General features: G+C 44.5%; 24 protein-coding genes and 1 pseudogene. 17 read left to right on the top strand and 8 right to left on the bottom strand.

Annotated elements, in window-relative coordinates:
- Window positions 1–161 precede the first annotated feature (161 nt).
- The 12 genes and pseudogenes from OE749_RS04050 (at window position 162) to OE749_RS03995 (ending at window position 10,704) form a co-directional block, all read left to right on the top strand.
- On the top strand, window positions 162–1,754 hold the full coding sequence (locus OE749_RS04050; protein ID WP_263711075.1) for an anthranilate synthase component 1: 1,593 nt from the start codon (window positions 162–164) through the stop codon (window positions 1,752–1,754).
- Window positions 1,751–2,389, top strand: a complete 639-nt coding sequence (locus OE749_RS04045; RefSeq protein ID WP_263711074.1) for an aminodeoxychorismate/anthranilate synthase component II — start codon at window positions 1,751–1,753, stop codon at window positions 2,387–2,389. The genes OE749_RS04050 and OE749_RS04045 overlap by 4 nt, the downstream gene beginning before the upstream one ends.
- The gene (gene trpD / locus OE749_RS04040) at window positions 2,382–3,413 is read left to right on the top strand and encodes an anthranilate phosphoribosyltransferase (RefSeq protein WP_263711073.1); all 1,032 of its coding nucleotides are present in this window, start codon (window positions 2,382–2,384) and stop codon (window positions 3,411–3,413) included. Before OE749_RS04045 ends, trpD begins: the two co-directional genes overlap by 8 nt.
- Window positions 3,414–4,793, top strand: a complete 1,380-nt coding sequence (gene trpCF / locus OE749_RS04035) for a bifunctional indole-3-glycerol-phosphate synthase TrpC/phosphoribosylanthranilate isomerase TrpF (RefSeq protein WP_263711072.1) — start codon at window positions 3,414–3,416, stop codon at window positions 4,791–4,793.
- Between the two features lie 30 nt (window positions 4,794–4,823).
- On the top strand, window positions 4,824–6,002 hold the full coding sequence (gene trpB, locus OE749_RS04030) for a tryptophan synthase subunit beta (RefSeq protein WP_263711071.1): 1,179 nt from the start codon (window positions 4,824–4,826) through the stop codon (window positions 6,000–6,002).
- A complete protein-coding gene (gene trpA / locus OE749_RS04025) occupies window positions 6,002–6,808 on the top strand; it encodes a tryptophan synthase subunit alpha (protein ID WP_263711069.1) in 807 nt (268 codons plus the stop codon). The genes trpB and trpA overlap by 1 nt, the downstream gene beginning before the upstream one ends.
- Before the next feature lie 9 nt (window positions 6,809–6,817).
- Window positions 6,818–7,117 (top strand): YciI family protein, encoded by a 300-nt coding sequence (locus tag OE749_RS04020; RefSeq protein WP_263711068.1) that lies wholly within the window; start codon window positions 6,818–6,820, stop codon window positions 7,115–7,117.
- Window positions 7,118–7,146: 29 nt separating this feature from the next.
- A pseudogene (gene arfB, locus OE749_RS04015) lies at window positions 7,147–7,559 on the top strand (alternative ribosome rescue aminoacyl-tRNA hydrolase ArfB).
- Window positions 7,560–7,742: 183 nt separating this feature from the next.
- Entirely contained in the window at window positions 7,743–8,207 is a 465-nt protein-coding gene (locus tag OE749_RS04010) for a hypothetical protein (protein ID WP_263711067.1), read from the top strand.
- A 225-nt stretch (window positions 8,208–8,432) separates the two neighbouring features.
- Window positions 8,433–8,705 carry a PepSY domain-containing protein gene (locus tag OE749_RS04005; RefSeq protein WP_263711066.1) on the top strand — a complete coding sequence of 91 codons (273 nt, stop codon included), beginning with the start codon at window positions 8,433–8,435 and terminating at the stop codon, window positions 8,703–8,705.
- Window positions 8,705–9,379: a response regulator transcription factor gene (locus tag OE749_RS04000; protein ID WP_263711065.1), complete on the top strand. Its 675-nt coding sequence runs from the start codon at window positions 8,705–8,707 to the stop codon at window positions 9,377–9,379. The genes OE749_RS04005 and OE749_RS04000 overlap by 1 nt, the downstream gene beginning before the upstream one ends.
- Window positions 9,376–10,704 carry an ATP-binding protein gene (locus OE749_RS03995; protein WP_263711064.1) on the top strand — a complete coding sequence of 443 codons (1,329 nt, stop codon included), beginning with the start codon at window positions 9,376–9,378 and terminating at the stop codon, window positions 10,702–10,704. The genes OE749_RS04000 and OE749_RS03995 overlap by 4 nt, the downstream gene beginning before the upstream one ends.
- A gap of 101 nt (window positions 10,705–10,805) precedes the next feature.
- On the opposite strand, the gene OE749_RS03990 is transcribed toward OE749_RS03995, so the two are convergent.
- Complete coding sequence (locus OE749_RS03990; RefSeq protein ID WP_263711063.1) at window positions 10,806–11,720, bottom strand: hypothetical protein; 915 nt, start codon at window positions 11,718–11,720, stop codon at window positions 10,806–10,808.
- Between the two features lie 208 nt (window positions 11,721–11,928).
- Window positions 11,929–12,987, bottom strand: a complete 1,059-nt coding sequence (locus OE749_RS03985; protein ID WP_263711062.1) for an AI-2E family transporter — start codon at window positions 12,985–12,987, stop codon at window positions 11,929–11,931.
- A gap of 157 nt (window positions 12,988–13,144) precedes the next feature.
- On the opposite strand from OE749_RS03985, the gene folX reads away from it, so the two are divergent.
- The gene (folX, locus tag OE749_RS03980; protein WP_263711061.1) at window positions 13,145–13,522 is read left to right on the top strand and encodes a dihydroneopterin triphosphate 2'-epimerase; all 378 of its coding nucleotides are present in this window, start codon (window positions 13,145–13,147) and stop codon (window positions 13,520–13,522) included.
- Between the two features lie 9 nt (window positions 13,523–13,531).
- Window positions 13,532–14,431, top strand: coding sequence for a TIGR01777 family oxidoreductase (locus OE749_RS03975; protein ID WP_263711060.1), 900 nt, complete (start codon window positions 13,532–13,534; stop codon window positions 14,429–14,431).
- 8 nt (window positions 14,432–14,439) lie between these two features.
- On the opposite strand, the gene OE749_RS03970 is transcribed toward OE749_RS03975, so the two are convergent.
- On the bottom strand, window positions 14,440–16,956 hold the full coding sequence (locus OE749_RS03970; RefSeq protein WP_263711059.1) for an ABC transporter permease: 2,517 nt from the start codon (window positions 16,954–16,956) through the stop codon (window positions 14,440–14,442).
- Window positions 16,957–16,958: 2 nt separating this feature from the next.
- On the bottom strand, window positions 16,959–17,675 hold the full coding sequence (locus OE749_RS03965; protein ID WP_404828122.1) for an ABC transporter ATP-binding protein: 717 nt from the start codon (window positions 17,673–17,675) through the stop codon (window positions 16,959–16,961).
- A 43-nt stretch (window positions 17,676–17,718) separates the two neighbouring features.
- Here OE749_RS03965 and OE749_RS03960 point away from each other — a divergent pair, with 43 nt between their 5' ends.
- Together OE749_RS03960 and OE749_RS03955 are read left to right on the top strand one after the other, a co-directional pair.
- On the top strand, window positions 17,719–18,357 hold the full coding sequence (locus OE749_RS03960; RefSeq protein WP_404828133.1) for an arylesterase: 639 nt from the start codon (window positions 17,719–17,721) through the stop codon (window positions 18,355–18,357).
- A gap of 73 nt (window positions 18,358–18,430) precedes the next feature.
- Window positions 18,431–18,655, top strand: a complete 225-nt coding sequence (locus OE749_RS03955) for a hypothetical protein (RefSeq protein ID WP_263711058.1) — start codon at window positions 18,431–18,433, stop codon at window positions 18,653–18,655.
- Window positions 18,656–18,824: 169 nt separating this feature from the next.
- Here the strand turns inward: OE749_RS03955 and OE749_RS03950 are convergent, their stop codons facing one another.
- The 4 genes from OE749_RS03950 to OE749_RS03935 all read right to left on the bottom strand — a co-directional run bounded on the left by OE749_RS03950 (window position 18,825) and on the right by OE749_RS03935 (window position 22,904).
- Window positions 18,825–20,117, bottom strand: a complete 1,293-nt coding sequence (locus tag OE749_RS03950) for an amidohydrolase family protein (RefSeq protein ID WP_263711057.1) — start codon at window positions 20,115–20,117, stop codon at window positions 18,825–18,827.
- On the bottom strand, window positions 20,114–21,529 hold the full coding sequence (locus OE749_RS03945) for an amidohydrolase (RefSeq protein WP_263711056.1): 1,416 nt from the start codon (window positions 21,527–21,529) through the stop codon (window positions 20,114–20,116). The genes OE749_RS03950 and OE749_RS03945 overlap by 4 nt, the downstream gene beginning before the upstream one ends.
- Window positions 21,530–21,653: 124 nt before the next feature.
- Window positions 21,654–22,583: a tRNA dihydrouridine(16) synthase DusC gene (dusC, locus tag OE749_RS03940; RefSeq protein WP_263711055.1), complete on the bottom strand. Its 930-nt coding sequence runs from the start codon at window positions 22,581–22,583 to the stop codon at window positions 21,654–21,656.
- A gap of 135 nt (window positions 22,584–22,718) precedes the next feature.
- Window positions 22,719–22,904 (bottom strand): DUF1289 domain-containing protein, encoded by a 186-nt coding sequence (locus OE749_RS03935; protein ID WP_263711054.1) that lies wholly within the window; start codon window positions 22,902–22,904, stop codon window positions 22,719–22,721.
- A gap of 294 nt (window positions 22,905–23,198) precedes the next feature.
- On the opposite strand from OE749_RS03935, the gene OE749_RS03930 reads away from it, so the two are divergent.
- Window positions 23,199–25,376, top strand: coding sequence for a M3 family metallopeptidase (locus tag OE749_RS03930; protein WP_263711053.1), 2,178 nt, complete (start codon window positions 23,199–23,201; stop codon window positions 25,374–25,376).
- The last annotated feature ends 120 nt before the right edge of the window (window positions 25,377–25,496 follow it).

Below are 25,496 nucleotides of genomic sequence, written 5' to 3'. Positions count from 1 at the left end.
ATTTGGTGGTGGCACAACCCAACTTAACGGGCTGTGTGCGTTTGTGTATGTACGAATAAACCAGAAAGGCCCGATTATCGGGCCTTTTTTGTATGTGGGTTTCGATAATTGGATTTAACACGAATTTAAATACAACGATTTAACCACAAAGAGTAAGGATCATGAGTTTAACGCAACTTAGCGAGCAGCTGGGAAAGGTTGAAACACTCGTACGATCAGCGAGTTACATTGCCGATCCTCTATCAGCATATGAATATTTGTGTGCTAACCAAAACTACAATGTACTGTTGGAATCGGCAGAAATTGACAGCAAAGATAATCTAAAAAGTCTAATTCTAACCGACGCAGCCGTTAGACTAGAATGCCAAGGGCTAACGGTATTTTGTAAAGCAGTATCTGCCAACGGAGAGGCTGTGATACAGCAACTAGCCGAGTACGGCGCCAACACCCAAGATTGCAACATCATCAACCACACCACTACGCAATTAGATATCCAATTTTCTCCTGTTAACCATAATCTTGATGAAGATAGCCGCTTAAAATCTTCTTTTGTCTTAGCGCCGTTACGCGAAATGATTCGTCAGCTTACGCCGATTCGCAATCATCCCGATAGCGTGTTTCTTGCTGGTGCATTTGCTTACGATTTACTCGGCGTATATGAACAATTGCCCGAAGTAGAAATGGGTGACAATACCTGCCCTGATTACGTTTTTTACCTGGCAGAAACGTTGATTATCATTGATCATCAACGCCAATCTACGGAAGTACTTGGAAATATATTTAGTGGTCCCAACGTAGCCAGCCACTACTTTAACGTTAGCCAACGCGTTGAAACGTTAGTAAACGCCCTTGAAACATTGCCTGAGTCCCCTCCCTCTACCACAGCCGCATCGACAGACATCCGGATGTCTAAGTCTGATGAGGAATTCAAGCAAGACGTATTGGCTTTAAAAGAACATATTCTCGCGGGCGATATCTTTCAGGTCGTTCCTTCACGCACTTTCAGTCTAGAATGCCCCAATCCATACGCGGCATACCGTGAGCTGAAAAAACGAAATCCGAGTCCTTACATGTTTTATCTTAAGGATGACGATTTTGCGATGTTTGGCGCGTCACCTGAGTCAGCGCTGAAATATGAACAAGAAACGAACCAAGTAGAGATATATCCAATTGCCGGTACAAGACCGCGTGGAAAGCGCGAAGACGGTAGCCTCGATTTAGACTTAGATAGCCGTCTTGAGTTGGCCTTACGCGAAGATCACAAAGAAAAAGCCGAGCATCTCATGTTAGTTGATTTAGCCAGAAATGACGTTGCCCGCGTGTCGAAGCCGGGTTCGCGTCATGTAAAAGACTTACTAAAGGTTGACCGATATTCTCACGTTATGCACTTAGTCTCACGTGTAGTAGGTGAACTTAGAGATGATTTGGACGCCCTTCATGCCTATCAGGCCTGTATGAATATGGGTACCTTAGTCGGAGCGCCTAAAGTCAGTGCAGCGAGTTTAATTCGCGAGGTGGAGAAAACTCGACGTGGTAGCTACGGTGGCGCAGTGGGTTATTTAAATGCCAAAGGCGATATGGATAGCTGTATTGTCATCCGCAGTGCATTTGTTCGTAACGGTAAAGCATACATTCAAGCCGGTGCGGGCGTCGTTTACGATTCAGATCCACAAGCCGAGGCAGATGAAACTCGCGGCAAAGCACAAGCGGTTATTAGTGCCATTCAAGCTGCGAATCAAGGAGTATCAGCATGAAAACCCATGTTTTTCTTATCGACAACTTTGACTCCTTCACCTACAACCTAGTAGATGAGTTACGCGCTATTGGATTTGAGTTATCTGTTTACCGAAATTCGATGAATGCGGATGCCCTGCTTGAGAAAATGGACGATGCGGCAAAATCTCGCCCCGTCATGCTAATGCTATCACCAGGCCCAGGAGAGCCGACTAGCGCCGGCTGCATGATGGCGTTACTCGATAAAGTAAAAGGCCGATATCCTGTCTTGGGGATCTGCTTAGGTCATCAAGCCATTGTGCAGTCGTATGGTGGTGATATCGTCCGAGCCAATGTGGTGATGCATGGCAAGTCATCTCCTATGAAATGCGAAACACATCCTATTTTTGATGGGTTGCCAAATCCCTTACCCATTGCTCGCTACCATTCACTAATGGCGGCGAATTTACCCTCATCGCTTCAGGCTCTCGCAATGACCAGCGATTTAACTGGCGATGTCACAATGGCAGTATTGCACCCAGACGATGCCATGTTGGGTTTTCAATTTCATCCTGAGTCAATTCTGACGCAGCAAGGCAGCCAATTGCTCAAGCAGTCAGTTGAATACCTTGTATCACTTACCGCTACTTCACAAGGAGATGCCGCCCATGGCTGAGTCTTTCGCTTTATCGAATCTTCTTAGTACCTTGTATCAGGGACAGTCGTTAACAATGCGTGAAGCCGAATATGCATTCTCAGAGGTGGTAAAAGGCCATGTTGACGACATCACCCTGTCTTCAATGCTTACAGCGTTGAAAATAAAAGGGGAAACACCAAACGAAATTGCCGGCGCAGCCCGCGCATTAATTGCGAACGCAACGCACTTCCCAACTCCAGATTATGCCTTTGCAGATATTGTTGGTACTGGCGGAGACGGCCACAACACCATAAACATTTCCTCTGCCGCAGCGGTAGTGGCTGCAAGTTGTGGTGTGGCAGTTGCGAAGCATGGAAACCGAAGTGTATCGAGCAAATCAGGCTCTGCTGACTTTTTCAGAGAGAGTGGATTAGCGCTAGGTATGTCTGCTGATATTGCACGAACTTGCCTTGATGAAAGCCACTTTTGCTTTCTTTTCGCCCCGAATTACCATGCTGGTATCAAGCATGCCATGCCGGTAAGAACTACATTAAAAATCCGCACACTGTTTAATTTACTTGGGCCATTAGTTAACCCTGCAAAGCCCACGCATATTATGATTGGCGTATACTCCCCCGAGTTAGTCACACCATTTGCGGAAACCTTGCGTTTACTAGGATACCAAAATGCCTATGTAGTGCATGGCAGCGGCTTAGATGAACTTGCAATACATGGTGAGTCCACCATTGCTCATCTACAAAATGAAACTATTTCATACAAAACCGTCACGCCAGAAGATTTTGGACTACGTCAGTTTTCACTTAGCGCGATTGAAGGCGGTGAACCGGAATACAATAAACGCTTGATATGGGATGTGCTAGAAGGCCGTGGTGAAGCAGCACATGTCGAAGCCATTGCACTAAATGCTGCGGCTTTGCTCGTGCTCACTGAAAAAGCACCTGATTATAAAACCGCTGCCATTATGGCGAAAGATGCCATGCAATCAGGCAAGGCGGCTAAAACATTGCATTTATCAGCGTCACTTAGTATGCAGGAGAAGTAAATGGCGAACGTATTAGAAAACATCGTCGCGGACAAGCGTCAAGAAATCGCAAAGCGTAAAAGCGATTTTCCTCTCGATGCTTTCAAACAATCACTTGCCCCGTCAAACCGCTCGTTTTACGACGCATTAAACACAGAGCACGCGGGATTTATTTTCGAATGCAAAAAAGCATCGCCCTCGAAAGGCCTGATACGCGAGCGATTCGACTTAGATGAGATCATTCACGCGTATTCGCCACACGCAGCGTGCATTTCAGTGCTAACAGATGAGAAATATTTTCAAGGTAAATTTGCGTATCTACCTTATGTGCGAGAGAGATTGGCGCAACCCGTTCTGAATAAAGATTTTTTTGTCGACCCTTATCAGGTTTACCTCGCTCGGTATTATCAAGCCGACGCCATTTTGCTTATGCTATCGGTATTATCAAATGACGAGTACATCGCATTAGCAGAAATTGCGCATAGCCTTAACCTTGATATATTGACCGAGGTCAGTAATGAAGAAGAGACGTATCGCGCCATTGAATTAGGTGCCAATATTATCGGTATCAATAATCGAAATTTGCGGGATCTCAGTACCAACCTAGCGATGACTGAGCACCTTGCACCAATAATTAAAAAACACGCCCCAAATGCCCTAATCATATCAGAGTCAGGCATATACACCCACCAGGACGTACTACGCTTAGCGCCGTTAGTAAATGGCTTTTTGGTGGGCAGCTCATTGATGGCTGAGACCGATTTAGACGCTGCCGTGCGCGCTTTAGTAGTGGGTGACATTAAAATTTGTGGGATTACGCGAGAAGAAGATGCAGAGGCTGTAGTTAACAGTCAGGCAAATTATGCAGGCCTTATTTTTGCCAAGCAATCATTGCGGGCAATCGCATACGAGCAAGCAAAACGCATTGTCGAACGCTTTCCATTTCGCTACGTGGGCGTATTTGTCAACGAAGAGGTGAGTGTGGTGGCCGAACATGCCAGAGGGTTAGGCCTATACGCGGTGCAGCTTCACGGTAACGAGGACGAGGGCTATCGCAACGCATTAAAAGCGCAACTTCCAAGCCACTGCCAAATATGGCAAGCCATCGGGGTTGAATCGGAGTCACCCGATGTGACTGTTGCCTACGCAGATCGGGTATTACTCGATTGTAAAGTCGGAAATCAATCTGGCGGTACCGGACAACAATTTGACTGGGCTTTGCTCCCTCAAAATAGTGACTTGCCTCTTGTTTTGGCCGGAGGGCTCAACATAGACAACATTGTTAACGCCAGCCAGTTACCCGTAAACACATTGGACGTAAATTCTGGTGTAGAAGATGCGCCAGGGCACAAGTCTGCCAGCAAAATTAACTCGTTGTTTTCAACGCTACGACAATATTAATCGTTGTCATTTTTAAAGAGACAAAACGTTATGAATCAATTAGATAAAAAATTCGGTGAGTACGGCGGTATGTTCGTACCTGAATTGCTTATTCCAGCGTTGGATCAACTGGAGCAAGCATTCATAGATGCACAACAAGACGAAAGCTTTCAAGCAGAGTTTATGGCGTTATTGAAGGACTATGCAGGTCGTCCAACTGCCATGACCCTTAGCCGCAATCTAGTAAGCAACCCGAAGGTAAAACTCTATTTAAAGCGAGAAGATTTGCTGCATGGCGGTGCCCATAAAACCAATCAGGTATTGGGTCAGGCACTGCTTACCAAACGTATGGGCAAAACCGAAGTCATCGCAGAGACAGGCGCAGGCCAACATGGTGTTGCGACTGCCTTGGCTTGTGCATTATTGGGCTTAAAAGCTCGGATTTACATGGGTGCAAAAGACGTTGAACGTCAAGCGCCTAACGTGTTCAGAATGCGCCTGATGGGAGCAGAAGTTATCCCCGTTGACTCAGGTTCGGGCACGTTAAAAGACGCTGTAAACGAAGCGCTACGAGACTGGTCTGCGAATTATGACAAGGCCCATTATCTTCTAGGGACAGCAGCAGGCCCTCATCCATTTCCCACGATTGTACGTGAGTTCCATAGAATGATTGGCGAGGAAACCAGAGCACAAATGATGGAAAAAGAAGGCAGACTGCCCGACGCGGTTGTCGCGTGTGTTGGTGGCGGTTCGAACGCCATCGGCATGTTTGCTGACTTCATTGAAGAGCCATCTGTTAAACTAGTCGGTGTGGAACCAGCTGGTAAAGGATTGCATACCCACGAACATGGCGCTGCAATTTGTACTGGCAGCAAAGGCATTTTGCACGGCACGTACAGTTACATCATGCAAGATAAAGATGGCCAAATCGAAGAGTCGTATTCCGTTTCAGCAGGACTAGACTACCCAGCAGTCGGACCCCAGCATGCACATTTGCACGATACCGGTCGCGCAGAATACGTTGCCATCACTGATGACGAAGCCTTAAACGCCTTTCAAATATTAGCGAGGAAAGAAGGAATTATTCCGGCATTAGAATCTTCTCATGCACTTGCTCACGCGCTAAATATGGCAGATGAAGCAGAAGAGGACACCATTATCGTGGTTAATCTGTCAGGCCGTGGCGATAAAGATCTCGCCCATGTACACAGCATTTTAGGAGAAAAATAATGGGACGCTATGAAACCATGTTCGCCGCCCTGAGCGAGAAAAAAGAAGGGGCTTTTGTTCCTTTTGTCATGATTGGCGATCCTGATAAACAAACCTCTATCGATATTATTGATACTTTGGTAGAGGCGGGTGCAGACGCGTTAGAATTAGGTATACCTTATTCTGATCCTATTGCTGATGGTCCCACTATCCAAAAAGCCAGTATTCGCGCGCTAGGTGAAAAAATTACACCAGCAGACTGTTTTGATATCATCAAAACAATCCGGACTCGTCACCCTGATACGCCCATCGGGCTGTTGCTCTACAGTAACTTAGTGTTCGCTGCTGGCATTACGCAATTTTATCAACAAGCCGCAGACGCAGGGGTTGACTCAATGTTGATTGCTGATGTACCGCTACGTGAAGCGTCACCATTTATAGAAGTAGCAAAGCAACACAACATGGATCAAATCTTGATAGCGCCGCCCAATGCAAATGATGAAACCTTTCAGGCAATAGGTGAAAATTCGAGCGGCTATACGTATTTGTTGGGTAGAGCTGGCGTAACAGGCGCAGAAACCGAAGCCGCAATGCCAACAGATACGTTAATCAGTAAGCTGACTCAACATCAGGTTGCCCCTCCCCTTTTGGGTTTTGGGATCTCTAAACCAGAACAGGTTAAAGCCGCCATCGACGCTGGTGCAGCCGGTGCAATTTCTGGATCGGCGACTGTAAATATTATTGAAAGCCATCTGCATGATAAAGCAAAGATGCTATCAACATTGTCTGATTTCGTTAAAAATATGAAAGCAGCAACCAAACAGTAAGGAACGCTTATGTGGTATATGATTTGTGCAACGGATAAGCCTGGCACGTTGGCCAAGCGCCTTGAAGCCCGTCCATCCCACTTAGCGAGATTAAAATCGCTTCAAGATGAAGGCCGCTTGCTGGTTGCAGGCCCGTTCCCAGCAATAGATTGCGAAGACCCTGGCGAAGCGGGTTTTACTGGCTCGCTTGTGGTGGCTGAGTTTGAATGTATTGAGCAGGCACAACAGTGGGCTGATGCCGACCCGTATATTACAGCAGGTGTGTATGACTCCGTTGTGGTAAAGCCATACAAAAAAGTGTTGCCTTAAACAATATGCGCTAGCTAACGGAGAAAATCATGTTGATCATCAGTAACAAAGTATCAATTCAGGCTCATGAAATTGAACTTAACGCCATTCGAGCACAAGGTGCTGGTGGTCAAAATGTAAATAAAGTATCAAGCGCAATACACTTGCGCTTGATACTAAACAGTCGTCCCTACCCGACTTTTATAAACAACGCTTGCTCCAACAGCGCGATAGCCGGATTACAAGCGATGGGATTATTATCATCAAAGCACAACAGTTCAGAACGCAAGAGCAAAATAAAGAAGATGCACTTGCCCGACTGCAAGCCTTAATCGTAGCAGCAGGAAAAACAGAAAAAGCCCGCCGAGCAACTAAACCGACCCGTGCATCACAAACTCGTCGAATGGACAAAAAGAAGAAACATGGACAACAAAAGTCGATGCGTAAACGAGTCGATTACTAATATCGGCTTGTTATTGTCACAATATCCCGCCTATTCACAATAAGTAAGTGATTCCACCGCACACCATTATAATTTTTCTTTGAAAATCAGACCTCTTTGCTCTTTTTGACTGCCTTTTAACAAATTTGGCTTAAGGAAATTTTGAAGCTTCCGATAACATTTTTGTATCAGAAGGGGCATGTTATGAAGTCAGTTATTAATCAAATTGCGAAAAAGGTCACGTCAAAAAAATTACCTCCTTTTTTGAAAGGCTGCGCGGTTTCGTTAATGTTGCCTTTATCTCTGTCAGGTTGCATGAATGGATTTGAAATTCAATCATTTGCAGACACCTCTTCTCTTCGTGTGTCGGAAGACACAGTAAGTTACGTAAATCGTATTTTTTATGCAGATTTCAAATACGGAGATTGGCGGTATCAGGGTGCCTCAGCCCGTGCCGGTGAAATCAAGGCTTACATTCAAATTCCAGATAAACTGGATTTAGATGAAGACGTGCAACAAAAATACGTTACCGACGTGATTTGCCCAAAGCATGATCGTCAGGAATTATGGCAAAAACTGAAACACATTAATTTGTCAGTTCACTTGTATACCCGTACAAAAACAGACAGTGTCTCAGCAACATGCCAAAGTCCATACAAAGTCTCATAAAGTATCAAAAGGGAACAAAGTTACCTCAACCTCATTGCTTTGTTCCCTTTACTTCTCATCGCCTTCAATTCATGTTCAATTCAGGCACCCATTGATATGGTGTATCCAAGCGCTTAAATTGGGTAAACTGGAAAGTAATAAAAATACTGTGACAGCAATTGGTTACATCGTGTTATTCTTTACTAAGATAAAGTCAACGCACATTATGTGGAAGGTAAAGTGAGTATGAAAAAGTGGGTTTCTACGCTTTTATTGATAACATGCTTTCTGGCGGCGCCCACACATTTACTCGCCCAAAAGCAAGATAAAGCTTCAATAAACAAAGCACAAGCCGCACAGCGTGCAAAGCAAGTAGTCCAAGGCCGTGTACTAAAAGTAGAGCAAGATAGTCAAAAATATCGCGTTAAAGTTTTACAAAAGTCAGGGCGTGTTGTGTCAGTTGACGTGGACAAGCGCTCTGGCAAAGTGACGACGAGAAATCAAGAGAAGGGATATTAATGCGCATTTTGGTGGTAGAAGATGACAGTCGCCTGTTAACGCAACTAGACCAATTTTTACAACAGAATGGTTACAGTGTTGACTTGGCTGACGACGGCGAAAAAGCCCTATTTTTACTAAAAGAGTATCCTTACGATTTGGCTATCATTGATATAGGTCTACCCAAAATGGATGGCTTTGACGTAATTCGCCATGCCCGTAAACATCATATTAACTGCCCTATGCTGATTCTGACTGCGCGTGATCGCTGGCAAGAAAAAGTAGAAGGTTTAGATGCCGGCGCTGACGATTATCTTACTAAACCTTTTCATAATGAAGAGTTGCTCGCCCGTACTAAAGCCCTTATTCGCCGTGCAGCTGGACAAGCCAACCCGACCATTGAGAAAGGTCCGATTGTGCTTGATACCGTCGCAGAAGAAGTCAGTGTTGATGGCAAATCGTTAGATTTAACCGCTTACGAGTACAAAGTGCTTGAGTACTTAATTATGAATCCGCAAAAGATTGTGTCTAAAACAGAGTTAACTGAACATATTTACGATCAAGACTTCGATTTAGACAGCAATGTTATTGAGGTTTTCATTGGCCGTTTGCGTAAAAAGCTCGATCCAGATGGCACTATCAAGCCAATAGAAACTATGCGTGGACGAGGATATCGATTTAACCGCGCCTTATGAAAACAGTGTCTCTGCGACTAAGAGGCGTCATTGCAGCCCTTATCGCCATCACGGTATTTGTTCCTTTAAGCATCATCGCGTTGGAAAGTGCCTTTACGAATAGTTTACGCCAGTCTTTACTGGAACAATTGCGGGTACACAGTTTAACCCTAATTGCCGAGTTTGAGATGGATAAAGGGCAGGCACAAATGCCCGAAGCACTGTTGAATAATCGGCTTAATATGCCCGAGTCGGGGCTATATGCCTACATTACGTCAAAAGATACCCTACTCTGGTCTTCACTAAGTACACTTAATCAACCGCCATTACCCAATATTTTAAAACCAGAAACGGGAAAAGAACTATTTATTCCCAAATATCAAACTAATAATGCGGTATTTTTGTACGCCTATACAGCCGAATTTGAAGGAGCCAATGGCTATCAACCCGTCAGCTTTTTATTGCTTCAATCACGGGAACAGTTTGAACAAGAACGAGAGGCATTTTCTTCAACACTCCGTTACTGGATTGGCGGCATCGGTGCCATTCTACTTATCATTTTACTTTACACTATGAACATGATGCTTCGCCCAATAAAAGACCTCGCGAAACAGATTAAGCAAACGGAGTACGGTGAGCAAACGCGCGTTTCTGAAGATTATCCGCCTGAATTAGAAATTTTAAAATCAAGTATCAACCACTTATTAGATGTCGAACAAGCGCAGCGAACACGCTATAAGAATAGCTTAGGCGATCTTGCTCACAGCTTAAAAACACCCTTAGCCGTCGTCAACAATATTGACGGTTTGCCAGATTCAGCGAGAGAGCCTCTTGCACAAATTTCTGCCATTATTGAAAGGCAATTAAAGCGCGCCGTAGCGGGAACTGGATCTGGTTGGGAGAACCCTATTGAGGTTAAACCAATTGTTACAAAACTCCTTAATGCTATGAGCAAGGTCTACCATGACAAAAACGTTAAGCTTGAAAATAACGTAGATGAAAAAGCGCAATTTAAAGGAGACGAAACAGACTTGATGGAAATGCTAGGGAATGTCATTGATAACGCTTGCAAAGCGGCGAAAGCGAGTGTCAAAGTCAATACGGTAATAACGCAGCACTACCTTTCTATCATTATTGAAGATGATGGAAACGGCATCAGCCCAACAGATAGAGCGAAGCTGATTGAACGAGGCAAACGGTTAGACAGTTACCAAGAAGGTCAAGGAATTGGTATGGCAGTGGTGGCAGACTTAGTGGCGGCCTATCAAGGAAAAATAGATATCAACGAAAGTACTTTAGGTGGTGCGAAGCTATCGCTTTTCTTTCCACACGTACTCAATAACTGATTCATGGAATTACACCATACTCAAACAAAAAGGCGTCACCATTGTGACGCCTATTCTCCATCGCTTAGCCAACAAATTTGAAAGCTAAACGATAAATATGATTAAAAGCACTCAAAACTTGGGTTTGGTGCGCACTCACCTTTCGACATAAATGATTCATCAATCACGATAAAGTCGCGATTACGATTTCCATCTGTTACTTCCAATACGCCCTTAATGTAGTAAGTCGTGTTGTACATGTTAAAGAAACGCTTTGAAAATATGCTGGAACTGGATGTTCCGTAATTTAGATCCCAATGATAGGTCAACCCAATCCCTTGTGATGATGAAGCGTCTTTTCTGTATTCATTGTAGAAATGTGCATTTGATACTTTTGCTATCGGGCCACTGTTACGGCCTGCAATGCGCGCATATTCACTTAACTGGTAATCATAGGTACTGGATGAGTTATTAACATCGTACAAGGCGACCATTTTGAGTTTTTCATAGGCCGTTGGCTGGCGTCCAGCTGCCGCGGAGAACTTACTTTTAATACGAGACAGAATGGAAGTATCTACTGAACCATTAGCTTCAACCGTCAATTTACAAACATTACTTTCTACTTTGTCTGACAAATTTCTGTAGTAACTTGTAATACTATTTTGATTAGGTTTATAGTATTCAGAGCTAGAAACCGCCCGCAAACCTTCTCTCACTCCTTTAGCGACTGCTTTACATGAGTAATTTAAACCTGGTGATAGCCATTTATTGAACTTGCTATCACATCGCCTTTTCATATCGCTGTATAGTATGTCATCAGCGGCAGATTTAGATAAGCCCAATACCTGATAATTTCGATCATGAGTATTACACTGATCTTTCCATACACTTTTCAGCGTATGAGTTACACCATCAATCGTAGGGAAAGTACACCCATCTGTATAGGGTACAAATTTAGGACATAAAGATGCAGCATAAGACTGAGAACTTAGAAATGCGGCTGTTAATAGCCCCATAACACCCAATTTAGTTTTCATGTTAACTCCTTGTTTTTGTTATAATAACAACAGCGAGAGTATACAAGAAGGCCAAATATTTCAACCAAATAAATTGGACAAGCAATAGTTTTTGCCCTAACCGAAAGGCCAAAATTCAACACGTTAAATAGACACCTTTCGGTTCTAGCAAAGTAATAAACTCAAGCAGTGACTTATAAAACAACACCAAGTTTACGTTACAGCCAATCTACTTATTGATATCTGATGTGGCTAATGGCTCATTGCTATCACCCGCTAAAAGAAGTGCCATCCACTTTGTATCCTGATTCGATTCGAGCGCGATTTTAACAATCATAGTCAACGGCACGGAAAGCAGCATACCGACAGTGCCCAACAACCATCCCCAGAAAATTAAAGATAGAAAAACAACCAACGTAGACAGCCCCAAGCCTTTTCCCATATAGCGAGGCTCTACCATATTTCCCATCACAGTATTCGTCACTACGTAACCGATCGCGGTTAACCCCGCAACCGCCGGACCAAGTTGCACTAGTGCAAGAAGTACTGCAGGGATTGCGGCAATAAATGAACCAATATTAGGAATAAAATTGAATAAGAACGCGACCACAGCCCAGAGCAGAAAATGATCAACGTTCAATACGTATAACCAGATCCCAATAAGCACCCCTGTCGCTAAACTGACTAGCATTTTAATAGCCAAGTAATTCTTAACACTGGTTAAAAACTTATCAACCTGCTGCATCTTCATGGATGGGTCGTCTAATGCGATGTGAATTTTTTTAGGTATTGAATCTGCTTCAAACAACATAAACACAACGGTTAGAAGAATTAACAAAAAGTTTGCAAGCACATTACCAAACCCCGACAGTAGATTTGTTACCATCGACATTGCCATACCGGGATCAAAATGGGAAACCAAAAACTCTCTATTTATGTGGATATTAAATGCTTCCAGATGGCTAGCAAGCCAAACGAATTCATCCCCCAACTTTTGGCGATACTCAGGTAGATTTTCACTAAATTCATTCATTGAATTGCCAACCAACCCAGCGAGCATCATGCCAAACACAACAATCATGAAAATGACAAAAATAACGGATAGCCAACGTGGAACTCTATATCGATATGCCCAATTAATGAGCGGATTCGTGGCCATAGCAATAAATACAGACAATAAGAATGGCACAACAATCGCACTTGCTGCTTTAATACCAGCCATAACAATTACGATACCTGCGCACACAAACACCACCTTATGTGACGTGTGTATATTGACTTCGCCCATGAATAAACCTTACTGTTTTTATAATTTCTGTTACCGGATGAAAGTTACCAGATCTTTATTTGAAAAAACACCGTATCATCAAAGCCATACACTCAAATGGTATATCATCAGCAAGTTATTCATATAGAATACAATAAACATAACATTGGAATCGTTCATGCAACTTAACAACGCTACTATTCGTATTAAGAATTTACGCCTTCGCACCTACATTGGCATTAAAGACGACGAAATACAGAACAAACAAGATGTCGTAATTAACGTAAAAATAGAATATGACGCGACTCGAGCCACAGATTCAGATGAAATGGATGACGCACTTAACTATAAAACCATTACAAAGCGGATCATCAAATTAGTCGAAGATAATCGCTTTTCTTTATTGGAAAAACTTACTTCAGATATCTTGGCAATTGCGTCAGAGCATAGCTGGGTAATTTATGCAGAAGCCGAAGTCGACAAACCTCATGCACTTCGCTTTGCCGATTCCGTGTCTCTTTGCCTATCATGTAATAAAGACGACAACGCTTTATAAGGATACATTATGCGCGTGCTTATTACGGGGGCAACAGGCCTGATTGGTTCACACCTGATACCTCACCTTCAGCAACAAGCTGACTTAACCGCCCTTACCCGAAATGTGTCACGCGCTGAAATGGCATTGTCTAACCATAATATGCAATTCATTTCGAGCCTAGCATCTTTATCGAACCTGAATGAATTTGATGCCGTTATTAATTTAGCGGGTGAACCCATCGTAAACAAGCGATGGACGGCAGCTCAAAAACAAAGGATTGAAGAAAGTCGCTGGGGAATCACTCAGCAATTGGCAGATCTTATACGCGCAAGCACATCGCCTCCTTCTGTATTAATTAGCGGCTCTGCGATTGGCTTTTATGGCCGACAAGGCAATGAAATCATTGATGAAGGCTTTAATTCGCCACACGATGAATTTAGCCACCAGCTATGTGCGCGATGGGAGCAAATTGCACTGGAAGCGGCTTCGGAAAATACCCGAGTATGTATTTTACGCACCGGTATTGTGCTTTCAAAAAAAGGCGGTGCCCTCAGTAAAATGCTGCTTCCGTTCAAATTGGGGCTAGGCGGCCCTATGGGTACTGGCAACCAATACATGTCGTGGATACACATCGATGATATGATCAGTGCTATCTTATTTTTGCTTTCCAATGCAGACTGCGAAGGCGTTTATAATTTTACGGCGCCTACTCCAGTTACGAACAGCACTTTCTCTAAAGAACTTGCCCGTCAATTGCGCCGACCTTGCCTATTGCGTACACCCAGCTTTGCTTTGAAGCTACTTATGGGCGAGATGTCTGATTTGCTATTAACAGGACAACGCGTTGTACCAAAGCGGCTCCAAGAGGCAGGATACCCATTTAAGTACCCTACCCTTGCAGATGCATTGGCGAACTTACACCTATAATGCCAGGGTTACACCATTTGTCTGAGCAGGTGGCTGGTATTTAAGCGCAGCAACCTCCAGCAGCCAGCCGCCCCTAATATTCCCACCATAGTTGCGCCCGCCATCGGTGCAACGAGCCAGTAAACGAAATGGAAGCTGCCCTCCATGTCAAAGACCTGTTTTTGTAACAGATAAAGGGTTAACTCGTTCGCTATGGCGGCCATAAAACCCGCCACCACACCAATAATCAAAAACTCAACTAAAACGCTACTGCGAATCAGGCGACCTTTCGCGCCCAACGTACGCAATATGGCGATTTCTTCTTGCCTCTCATCCATACTCGCTTGAACCTGTGCGATTAACACTAACGACCCAGCCGCCAACACAAGAACAAGGATGAACTCAACTGCCAACGAAACTTGATCTACAATATCGCGCAGCTGATTGATTTGAGCATCAACATCGTAGAGTGTGACACTAGAAAACGGTTGCAATAACTGACTTATTTCCGCTTTGCGTGACGCTGGCAAATGAAAGCTCGTAATGTACGTAGGCCGATAGTTTTTCATTACATCAGGATGTAGCACAAAGAAGAAGTTGGGCTGCATAGTTTGCCAGTTTACCTCTCGTAAACTGGTTACCTTTACATCGATCTGCTCGCTACCAACATTAAAGGTCAAGGTGTCTCCCATGTTTATACCGAGGCGCTCTGCAACTTTGTTTTCAACAGACACACCATATTCCTCTGTGCCTTGTTGTTCAGTCAGCCACTTCCCTTCAACAATCCGATTCTCACTTTGAAGATTCAAACTCCACGTGAGGTTAGCCTCTCTACCTAGCCCTCTGCGCTGATCAGACTCGACACTCTCTTCTTCTTTTGTAATTTCGGTGCGTAATCCTTCACCGTTAATCGCGACAAAACGCCCTCTCACCACCGGGTAAAATGTGTCAGTTTCAACGCCCATATCAGCAAAGTGTTGCTTTAACGGGGGGAGCTGGGATTGTGTGATGTTAATTAAAAAATAGTTTGGTGTGCCCTCCGGAAGCTGATCTCGCCACTGCTTCACCATATCGTTGCGCATCACCAACACCACAAGAAGCAACATAATGGTGATTGAGAAACTGATCAGTTGCACACTATTTCCCATCGCCCGTCTACGAATACGTGCCCAGGCCAATTGCCAAGCCCCAATTCTGCCGCTTCCCAGTTTTCTTCCTAGCACGATTAATCCATAAGTAATACCAAGCAGACCAATCACCAAGGCAATTCCGCTAACAAATAAGATTGCGCTAAGCATCACGTTTTGGCTATAAGCATACATCAGCATAAAAATGGCGCTGCCTGCTGCTAAAAACTGCACTAGCCTTGAACTCATGGTCGCTCCCAAATCTCTTCGAAGGACACGAAGCGGAGGTACCGAAAATAATTTCATCAACGGATAAAGAGAAAACAACACTGCGCACACAATGCCTGTCATCGTGGCAATCATGACTGGACGCCAATGCCAAGTGCCGAGAGAAATATCAACCGTGTCGCCAATTAGCGTGACCACGCCTTGCTGGATTACTAGACCTGCAATTGTCCCCAATATAATGCCTAAACAGGTGATAAAAGAAATTTGTAATAGATAGATCTTCCTTACCATGTGACCTGGCGCGCCGAGTGTTTTCATGATAGCCACGGGATCATAATGCCGTTGGCTGTATCGTTGAGCGGCTACCGCTATCGACACCGCAGCCAAAACGATGGCCAATAAGCTCGCGAGAAGGAAATAACGTTCCGCTCTCGCGACAGAGCGCCCTAACGGAGATGCGCTGTCTTTAACCGAATCCCAGTCATGAATTTCACTGTCTAACTGAGGGCGAAGCCATTCATAATATGCATCAAGATCACCTTCTTCGCCCGTGAAATAGTAACTGTAGGTCACACGACTTCCCGGCCCAGCAATATTGGTCTTTGCCAAGTCTTGCTCAGAAATCATCACCATTGGGTTACCACCAAAGACATTAAACCCTGCATCAGGCACGTCGGTGATCACGTTAGTCAGAACAAACTGTGCATCGCCCACTTCGAGTGTATCGCCTATCTTCGCCCCTAAACTTTGCAATACCCGTGACTCTGCCCACACCTCACCGGGTTGCGGCTGCTCAGTGGTAACCTGACCTTGCGTAAACGGCGCATCAGAGATTTTAACTTCACCTTTAAGCGGATATCCGGGCGTCACCGCTCGCATGCGCCCCAGTAACAGATTGTCGTTGGCAAAGATCATGGAACGCGTATGCACCACATGTGTTGTGTTCAGCGCCATAGACTGCGCTTTGTCTATCCACTCATCGTTCACAGGCTGTCTGGAGTCAAGCACTCTATCTGCCGCTAAAAACTCTGCCGTTTGTGCCGTTAAGGCACTTTGCAGGCGTTCACTAAACAATGACAACGACAGCACCGCAGCAACGGATAAGGTGATGGCCAGCAGAATAATCGTCAGCTCACCACGGCGGGCTTCGTGCCTGAAAAGTCGCCAAGCCAAATTAAAAACTGTGCTCATACTTAGCCCACCTGCTGCAGCTTGCCATCAACCATTTGCACTTCGGTTAACTCGCCCGCATGCATACGTAATTGTCGATGACAGTGTCCCGCTAAGGTATTGTCATGGGTGACCAGCACCAAGGTGGTATCGGAATGTTTATTCAACTCAAACAGCAACGTCTCTATTCGTTCACTGTTGGCTGCATCAAGATTGCCAGTTGGTTCATCCGCAAACAAAATTTTTGGCTCTGTAATAAAAGCCCTGGCTATCGCCACGCGCTGTTGTTCACCACCCGACAACTGATTAGGATAATGTGTGGCGCGATGGGATAAGCCGACTTTCTCTAATAGAGCTTGCGCACGCGCTTTGGGATTGTCTAAACCAGCAATCTCTGCTGGTAACATAATATTTTCAAGCGCGGTAAGGCTTTGTACGAGCATAAAACTCTGGAAAATAAAACCAACCTTTTCTCCTCGTATTCGTGCTCGCTCTTCTTCATCGCCCTCGTGCAATGCCTCGCTGTCAAGATAAATCTCACCGTTACTGACTTCATCCAATCCAGCCAACAGTCCAAGCAAGGTTGATTTACCGGAACCCGACGCACCAATGATGGCCACCGACTCACCTGTCTTGACATTAAACGAAATAGGTTGAAGGATCTGCAACTGACCTTCTGACGTAGAAACGATTTTAGTAACAGATTTACACTCGATAATATTAGTTAAGGACGTTGTCATAGTGCTCGCTTATAAAAATTTTTCCATCGCATGCTTTTTAAGCATAGTCTTCTTGCTTATACCGTCAGTGCTCTATTCAGATCACTGTGAAGCATCAACTAACGACAGCAAAACATTGCTGATACTAGGAGACAGCCTAAGCGCAGGCTACGGTCTTGCACAAGGTGAAAGTTGGGTTAGTTTGTTACAAAATGCGTGGAAGGAACAAGGCATTCACGTTATAAATGCTGCTGTAAGCGGTGAAACCACGGACGGTGGCTTAGCCCGCCTCCCTCGCCTACTCGACTTACATGCGCCAACCCATATGCTACTAGAGCTGGGAGGTAACGATGGTTTACAAGGCCATTCGCCCGCAAAAATTAAAGCCAACTTGCAAGAGATGATTGAGATAGCACAAGGTAAAGGCGTGAGCGTGATACTGCAACAAATGCAAATTCCTACAAATTATGGTCGTCGATATAATCAGATGTTTGTGAACAATTATATTTCACTCGCTAAAGAGTATGACATTCCCCGCATTCCATTTTTTCTGGAAGACGTTGCCCTAAACCCTGATTTAATGCAACGAGATGGCATTCATCCTAACAAAAGCGCGCAACCCATTATCGCTGAGTTCATGGCCAAACACTTGTCTCCATATTTGGGCCTAAATGCTCAATCATCAGTCAGTTCGGGCAATTAAACTTCGCCTTTATCACATTACAAATTTTGGACTATACTTTACGTTACGAAATGATTCACAATGATAGAGGCAAGTGATGGAAGTCGGAGCAACATCTTCAAATCAATCTATTCTTCAGTCTCCTACACAAAGCGGTGGCGCCAATCGTCAGGAAGCACAGCAACAAAGTGTGCAGCGTCAGGAGCAAAATGTTCAGCAAGTTGAAGCAGAGTCTCAGCAAGCAAGACTGGAGTCGCCATCTCAACAATCGCAACCTGTGAATGATCGTGTTGGAACCTTAGTTAACACAACGGCATAGTAAAGATTTCGAGTTTTAGTGCAAAAGCCAGCTGGTAATACGCTCGCTTTTTAGACGAGTCCAAGGCATCGTTGTTCATTAATCGTAACGCAAAAAAACCAGCCGAAGCTGGTTTTTCTATTTTTGCGTGCTCAATGGTGCTATCAGAATATTGAGCTCACCGCAGACGCTAAGGTCTGACGTAGCGCATCGGCTTAGGTTGTTCAAGATTTAAATAGCGATCGCGTAACTTGCTTTGACGCGATTCCATTTTAATCTTTTCTCCATTAATGAACACCTGTGTAGCTGCCTCAGTCACTTGTAAAGGGTCGCCAGACCAGATGACTACATCAGCCCGCTTGCCTGGAGCCAAACTCCCTAGCGTATTCTCAACACCGAACAATTTCGCTACATTAATCGTCAGCGCAGCTAATCCTTGTTCCCACGATAAACCATTTGCAACGGCATTGCCCGCGTGTTGTTTGGCCAAACGAATGTTATGGGTATTGATTCCAATGGTCACCATCACCCCTGCTTCTTCTAGTCTGGACGCATTTTCGAGCGTAGCACCCAGCTCATCAAAGTTATAGGGAAGGTTTGACTCGGGATCAAGGATGACCGGAATATTCGCCTGTGCAAGCGCATCTGCAACGCGCCATGCTTCCGTTGCATTAATCAATGCAATATTTAGCGATGGGTTGCGCTGCTTGAATCCAATCACCTGACGAATATCTGCCGCGCGATTCGCTTCGATTAATAATGGCACGTTGCCGTCTAAGACCGGCTTCAACGCCTTTAGATCCGAGCGACTTAGCAAACCATGCCAAGCTTTATCATATCCTGCGAGTTGCGTTGTTGCCGCTTGCACTTCATCCAAGGCAGTTTCTAGCTGCACCCATAATGATGCACGGCTACCGCCATTGGCATCTGCGCCATGACCACTAACAGACGTTGAAACAAATGCTCTCGGCTTAATGACAGGTACATCCAAATCGCCCAGCGTAATGATCGCACCTTGACCACCAAATAACTGTCCTGTTCTCGACATGCTGGTGGCAGCTGACGTGATCCCTTCAATACGGCTAATATTGATAAGTGAAGAATCTGGATTAACGGCATAAGATACATCAAGCGCGGCACCAACCTGACTAATATCACGCGCTTCACTTCGGCTATCAACGGTGCCAGCAGACATACTCACCTCTTCCAGCCCTAGTGAAGTTAATGCGCCAATCAATCCCGGCGTAACAACTTTTCCGCTTGCGTCTATGACGGTGTAACCATCCGTGCTTGCCTGCCCATCAATGACCTTTTCGATTTTACCGTCTTTGATAAAGACAGTACCGTTCTCAAAAGAACCCGCTGCGTCCATCGTGTGCACCGTGGCTCCAGTAATCGCATAATTTTCAGCTTGAACCTGGGCTACAAAAGATAATGAAGCACCTACTACCGCTGCGATAAGGCTTTTATTTACCGTGCTCATTTGGCGTCTCCTTCTCCTGGCTGGCCTAATTCAAAATCACTCACTGGCCATGTATCTGGAGCGTTGCGGTCATACACAAGTGCACCATCAATATAAACATGTTCAGCCTGTGCGTAGGTAGAGAAAGGATTTTCACTCCATATCACTACATCTGCTTGTTTACCTGTTTCTAACGAACCGGTTTTGTCGAAAACACCCAATGATTTGGCTGGATTCGACGTCAACCACGTCCACGCATCGGCTTCAGTAATATCTAACCCGACACGCTTTCCATCAGCCCACGCTTTGGCCGCCTCTTGGTTTAAGCGCTGAATACCTAAGTCGCTATCAGAGTGAACGATAGCGCATGCACCTGCATGGTGTACCATAGGGATGTTTTCTTTAATTGCGTCATAGGCTTCCATTTTGAAGCCCCACCAATCGGCCCACATGGAAGAGCACACGTCAGCTTCGGCCAGCTTATCAGCGATTTTGTATGATTCAACCGCGTGATGGAATGAGCTGATTTTATAATCGAACTCTTTCATCACATCCATCATGGTGCCCATATCATCGGCACGATAGCAATGCATGTGTACTAAGATGTCTCCGTTTAACACACCTGCAAGAGTTTCTAATTGGAGGTCACGTTTCGGCGGCTTGGGATTTTTACCTGCTTTATGATCAGCTTCATAGCGTGCCCAGTTTTCCATGTAGTCTTGGGCATCAGCCCAAGCTTGACGATAACCCGCAACGTTACCCATTCGGGTTGCCGGGCCACCCTTTTCACCATACACTCGCTTCGGGTTCTCACCACACGCCATTTTCATTCCGTAAGGCGCACCCGGAAATTTCATATCCTGAATGGTACGATTTGGCATATTCTTTACTGTCACAGCACGTCCACCAACCAGATTCGCTGAGCCTGGTAGAATTTGTAACGTCGTTACACCACCGGCTAATGCTCGGCTAAAACCAGGATCTTGTGGCCAAATAGAATGCTCTGCCCATACGCCTGCGGTAACAGGCTTAGTCATTTCATTTCCATCAGAGTGGGAATTGGTCTCTGGCGTTGCATATACACCGAGGTGGCTATGGGTATCAATGATACCGGGTGTCACCCATTTACCTTTCCCATCGATAACTTTGGCATCGCTCGGTGCATTAATGTTAGTACCCAATGCAGAAATTTTACCGTCTTGCATTAATATCGCACCGTTTTCCACTTTACCGCCAATGCCATCCAAAATGGTGACGTTTTGAATTAAAACGGGGGGATATTCAATAACTTGATAGGTGCTTGGAAAAGGGTTGCTATCAATGGTAACGAGCGGAGCTTGCTCTTCTGTAGATGGCTTTTCGCCACAACCGACAAGAAGTATTGAGCTCAAAGCCACCGCCACCGCTGATTTAAGCATGGTTGGTGTTGTCATAGTGTTCCTTTATTATGTATTTTTGTGAGAATCTGATTCACTTCATAGCATGTCAGAATACGCTTTGACCAACAGGCCGTTAAAACGTCTGCGACCAATGTATCAATTAATACGATAAGTGACCCTACACGTTTTGTAAAATTCGAACAATCGCGTCTGGGTCATGAAGAGTGCGAATATGCTGAAAAACGCTTTCAGCTTGGGTGTACTGGCGTTTTAAATAACCAAACCACTGTTTAATGCGGTTAGGGTAATATTTACCTTTGTCACCGTACAATTCATATCCTGAATAAGATACCAGCATATCTGCTACATGCTTCCATGCCATCGGAGCATCACCATGTTTAATCACTTGAGCAAGATTAGGCATCGCTAGCGCACCACGACCAATCATCAAATCCTGACAACCTGATGCTAGCAAACAAGCATCAGCATCTTCTTTGCCCCACACCTCGCCATTGGCAACGATGGGTACCGACACGTGTTGCTTAATCGTTTGAATCCAATGCCAATGAGCAGGCGGTTTGTAGCCTTCAACTTTGGTTCGAGCATGAATAGCAAGTTCATCTGCCCCCCCTGACGCCAGTGCGGATGCATTTTCAATTGCAAGGGTTTTATCTTCAAATCCCAATCGCATTTTTGCAGTAACAGGATGTGAATTGGGAACCGCATCGCGAACCGCTTTAACAATTGTATAGAGGGTTTCAGGCTCTTTAAGGAGCACCGCGCCACCTTTATTTTTGTTAACGGTTTTAGCAGGGCAACCAAAATTGAGATCTACCCCGTGAGAGCCCAATTCGACGGCCTTAACTGCATTTTCGGCCAGCCATTCAGGCGATTGCCCTAATAGCTGTACTTTGACTGGCGTACCAGACGGCGTTACACCACCATTACGCAGTTCAGGACACATGCGGTAAAACACTTTATTCGGGTAGCATTGATCCACTACCCTGATAAATTCTGTTACGCACAGATCAAAACCACCAATACGCGTTAGCATGTCACGCATTAGATGATCAACAACGCCCTCCATTGGAGCAAGAATAATACGCATATAACAACTGTAAGCTAGAGAGGCTCGATTCCATGCGTTGGCAAAGAATAAACGAACCTAAAATAAAAACGAATCTAGGGAGAGAGTTTACCAAAAAGCTGCCTATGACACAGCTCAAATCATTCAATAAAAAAGCTATTCATTTGGGACTTGATCGCTGGTTTTTCTAGATTCTACAGCACTAAGGATACTTATTCGCTCTTCTTCAGATGCGCTTCCCCATCGCGTGATCTCTTCCAATGAACGGCGACACCCTATGCAAATATCGTCTTCATCCAAACAACAGTTTCCAATACAAGGGGATTGAATTGATATGGTCAATGGCTTCTCCCAAACTTTATCACAGCAAGTTTAACAAATAGTATATTGATTAAATACTGTCTTATTAACATGTAATTCACCTTATATTTTCAGCAACCTTTCCTTTTTTGTTGCGCTGAACACGGCTAAACAGATAGCCTTAGGTCTGATTGCATCCGTGAGATTTCTTCGGCTGCGTATTAACATTATTGGGGGCCACAATTTCTGCTTTTTTACGCATTATCAAAACGTCACCCCATCAACTTTCAGGACATAAAGCAAACATATCCGAATAAAGGATCTTGAGAAAAACGTATGAAAAAACCAATATTAACCCTAACAAGTGCGGCAATACTGCTTGCTTTAGGTGCTTGTTCACAAACCAATACCTCAGTTCAAAGCAATCCAATGAATACATCAGCCTCATCAGATGTTGCTAGTAATATTTTATTACAGGAATATAAAGGACCCTATGGCGGTGTACCTGCCTTCGACAAAATGCGTAAAGAAGACGTGAAACCCGCAATGAAAGCGGCCATTGATGCGCATTTGGCTGAGCTCAACGCGATTGCTAATGTTGACGCTGCACCCACATTTGAAAATACCATTGTAGCAATGGAAAAATCGGGTCAATTATTAGACAGTGTTTATACGTACTATGGCATTTTTGCATCGAACAAAAGCAGCCCAGAATTTCGTGAGATTCAGCGTGAAATTTCACCTATGCTGTCTGAGTATTACTCAAAAATGAGTCAAAATGAAAAACTGTTTGCACGTGTAAAAGCCGTCTATGAAAGTGAAGAAATGCAATCACTTTCGCCAGAAGAACAACGTGTAACATTGTTGACATACAACCAGTTCGCTCGCAACGGCGCAACATTGGAAGGCGACGCTCAAGCGCGTTACGCTGAAATTAACAAGCAGTTGGCAAAACTACATACACAATTTGCAAATAACGTCCTCCATGACGAAGAATTCTATGTGTTATATTTAGATGAAAGTCAGCTGTCAGGCCTTCCTGAGTCTTTCAAGTCGGCAGCGGCGGCGGCTGCAAAATCTCGTGGTAAAGAAGGTAAATATGCCATTACCAATACACGCTCTTCGATGGATCCGTTCCTGACGTATTCAGACGAACGTGGATTGCGTGAACAAGTATGGAAAACATACTATAACCGCGGGAATAATGGTGACGAGTATGATAATAACGCACTGATAAAAGAGATCCTTACTTTACGCCATGAACGTGTAAATTTGCTTGGATACGACAACTATGCCAAATGGCGTTTAGAAGATCGTATGGCAAAAAATCCCAAGAATGCGATGGATCTGATGCAAAAAGTTTGGCCCGCTGCGATTAGTCGCGTAGAGCAAGAAGTGGCAGACATGCAAGCTATTGCAAAGAAAGAGGGCCACGATATTACCATCAAGCCTTGGGACTATCGTTACTATGCTGAAAAAGTACGTAAAGCCAAATACGATTTAGATTCTGACGAAATAAAACAGTACTTGCAGTTAGATAAACTACAAGACGCCATGTTTTATGTTGCAGATCGCGTATTCAACTATGAATTCACACCCGTACCAAAAGGTTCTGTGCCCGTTTTCCACGAAGATGTGGTGGTATACGAAGTAAAAGACAAAGAGTCAAAAGCCCTCATCGGCCTTTGGTATTTAGACCCGTTTGCTCGCCAAGGGAAACGTTCTGGTGCATGGGCGACCACTTACCGTGGTTATCAAACATTTGGTGAGAAAAAACCTGTTCTATCATCGAATAACTCAAATTTTGTTAAAGGCCCAGATAACGGCGCTACACTCATTTCTTGGGATGATGCAGAAACGTTCTTCCATGAATTTGGTCACGCACTGCATTTCCTATCAACAGATGTACAATATCCTTCATCGCAGTCTGGCGTAAGAGATTACACTGAATTCCAATCTCAATTGCTTGAACGTTGGTTACTTACTGATGAAGTAATTAATAACTATTTGGTGCATCATGAAACGGGTAAGCCGATTCCTGCATCATTGGTTGAAAAAATCAAACGTGCATCTACATTCAATGAAGGATTTAAGACGACAGAATACTTAGCGTCGGCATTAATGGATTTGTACTACCATACCACTGATCCTGCAAACATTGATCCTCAAGCGTTTGAAAAGCAAACGCTTAATTCTCTTGGTATGCCAGAAGAAATTGTTATGCGTCACCGTAGCACACACTTCGGACATATCTTTTCTGGCGAAGGTTACTCATCTGGATACTACGGCTATATGTGGGCAGAAGTACTTACGTCTGACGCAGCTGAAGCATTCGAAGAATCGCCAGGTGGTTATTACGACCAAGACATGAGCGAGAAGTTGGTTAAACACCTATTCTCGATTCGCAACGCAATGGACCCAGCTGACGCCTATCGCCTGTTCCGTGGTCGCGATGCCAAAGTAGAAGCGCTGATGCGTGACAGAGGTTTCCCAGTTTCGTCATCTGACAAATAATATAATAGAGAGAAAGCGTCCTGCTTTCTCTCTCCTCACCTTTCAATCAACCCAAGCATCAACTATTATTGCCGTGCACCCTGCCCTTTGGTAAATTACGTAACCACAAAGATAAACACG

Source organism: Fluctibacter corallii (assembly GCF_025751585.1).
Classification (GTDB): domain Bacteria; phylum Pseudomonadota; class Gammaproteobacteria; order Enterobacterales; family Alteromonadaceae; genus Fluctibacter_A; species Fluctibacter_A corallii.
The sequence above is the reverse complement of the archived record's forward strand: the minus strand, read 5'-3'. Positions and strand labels throughout refer to the sequence as shown.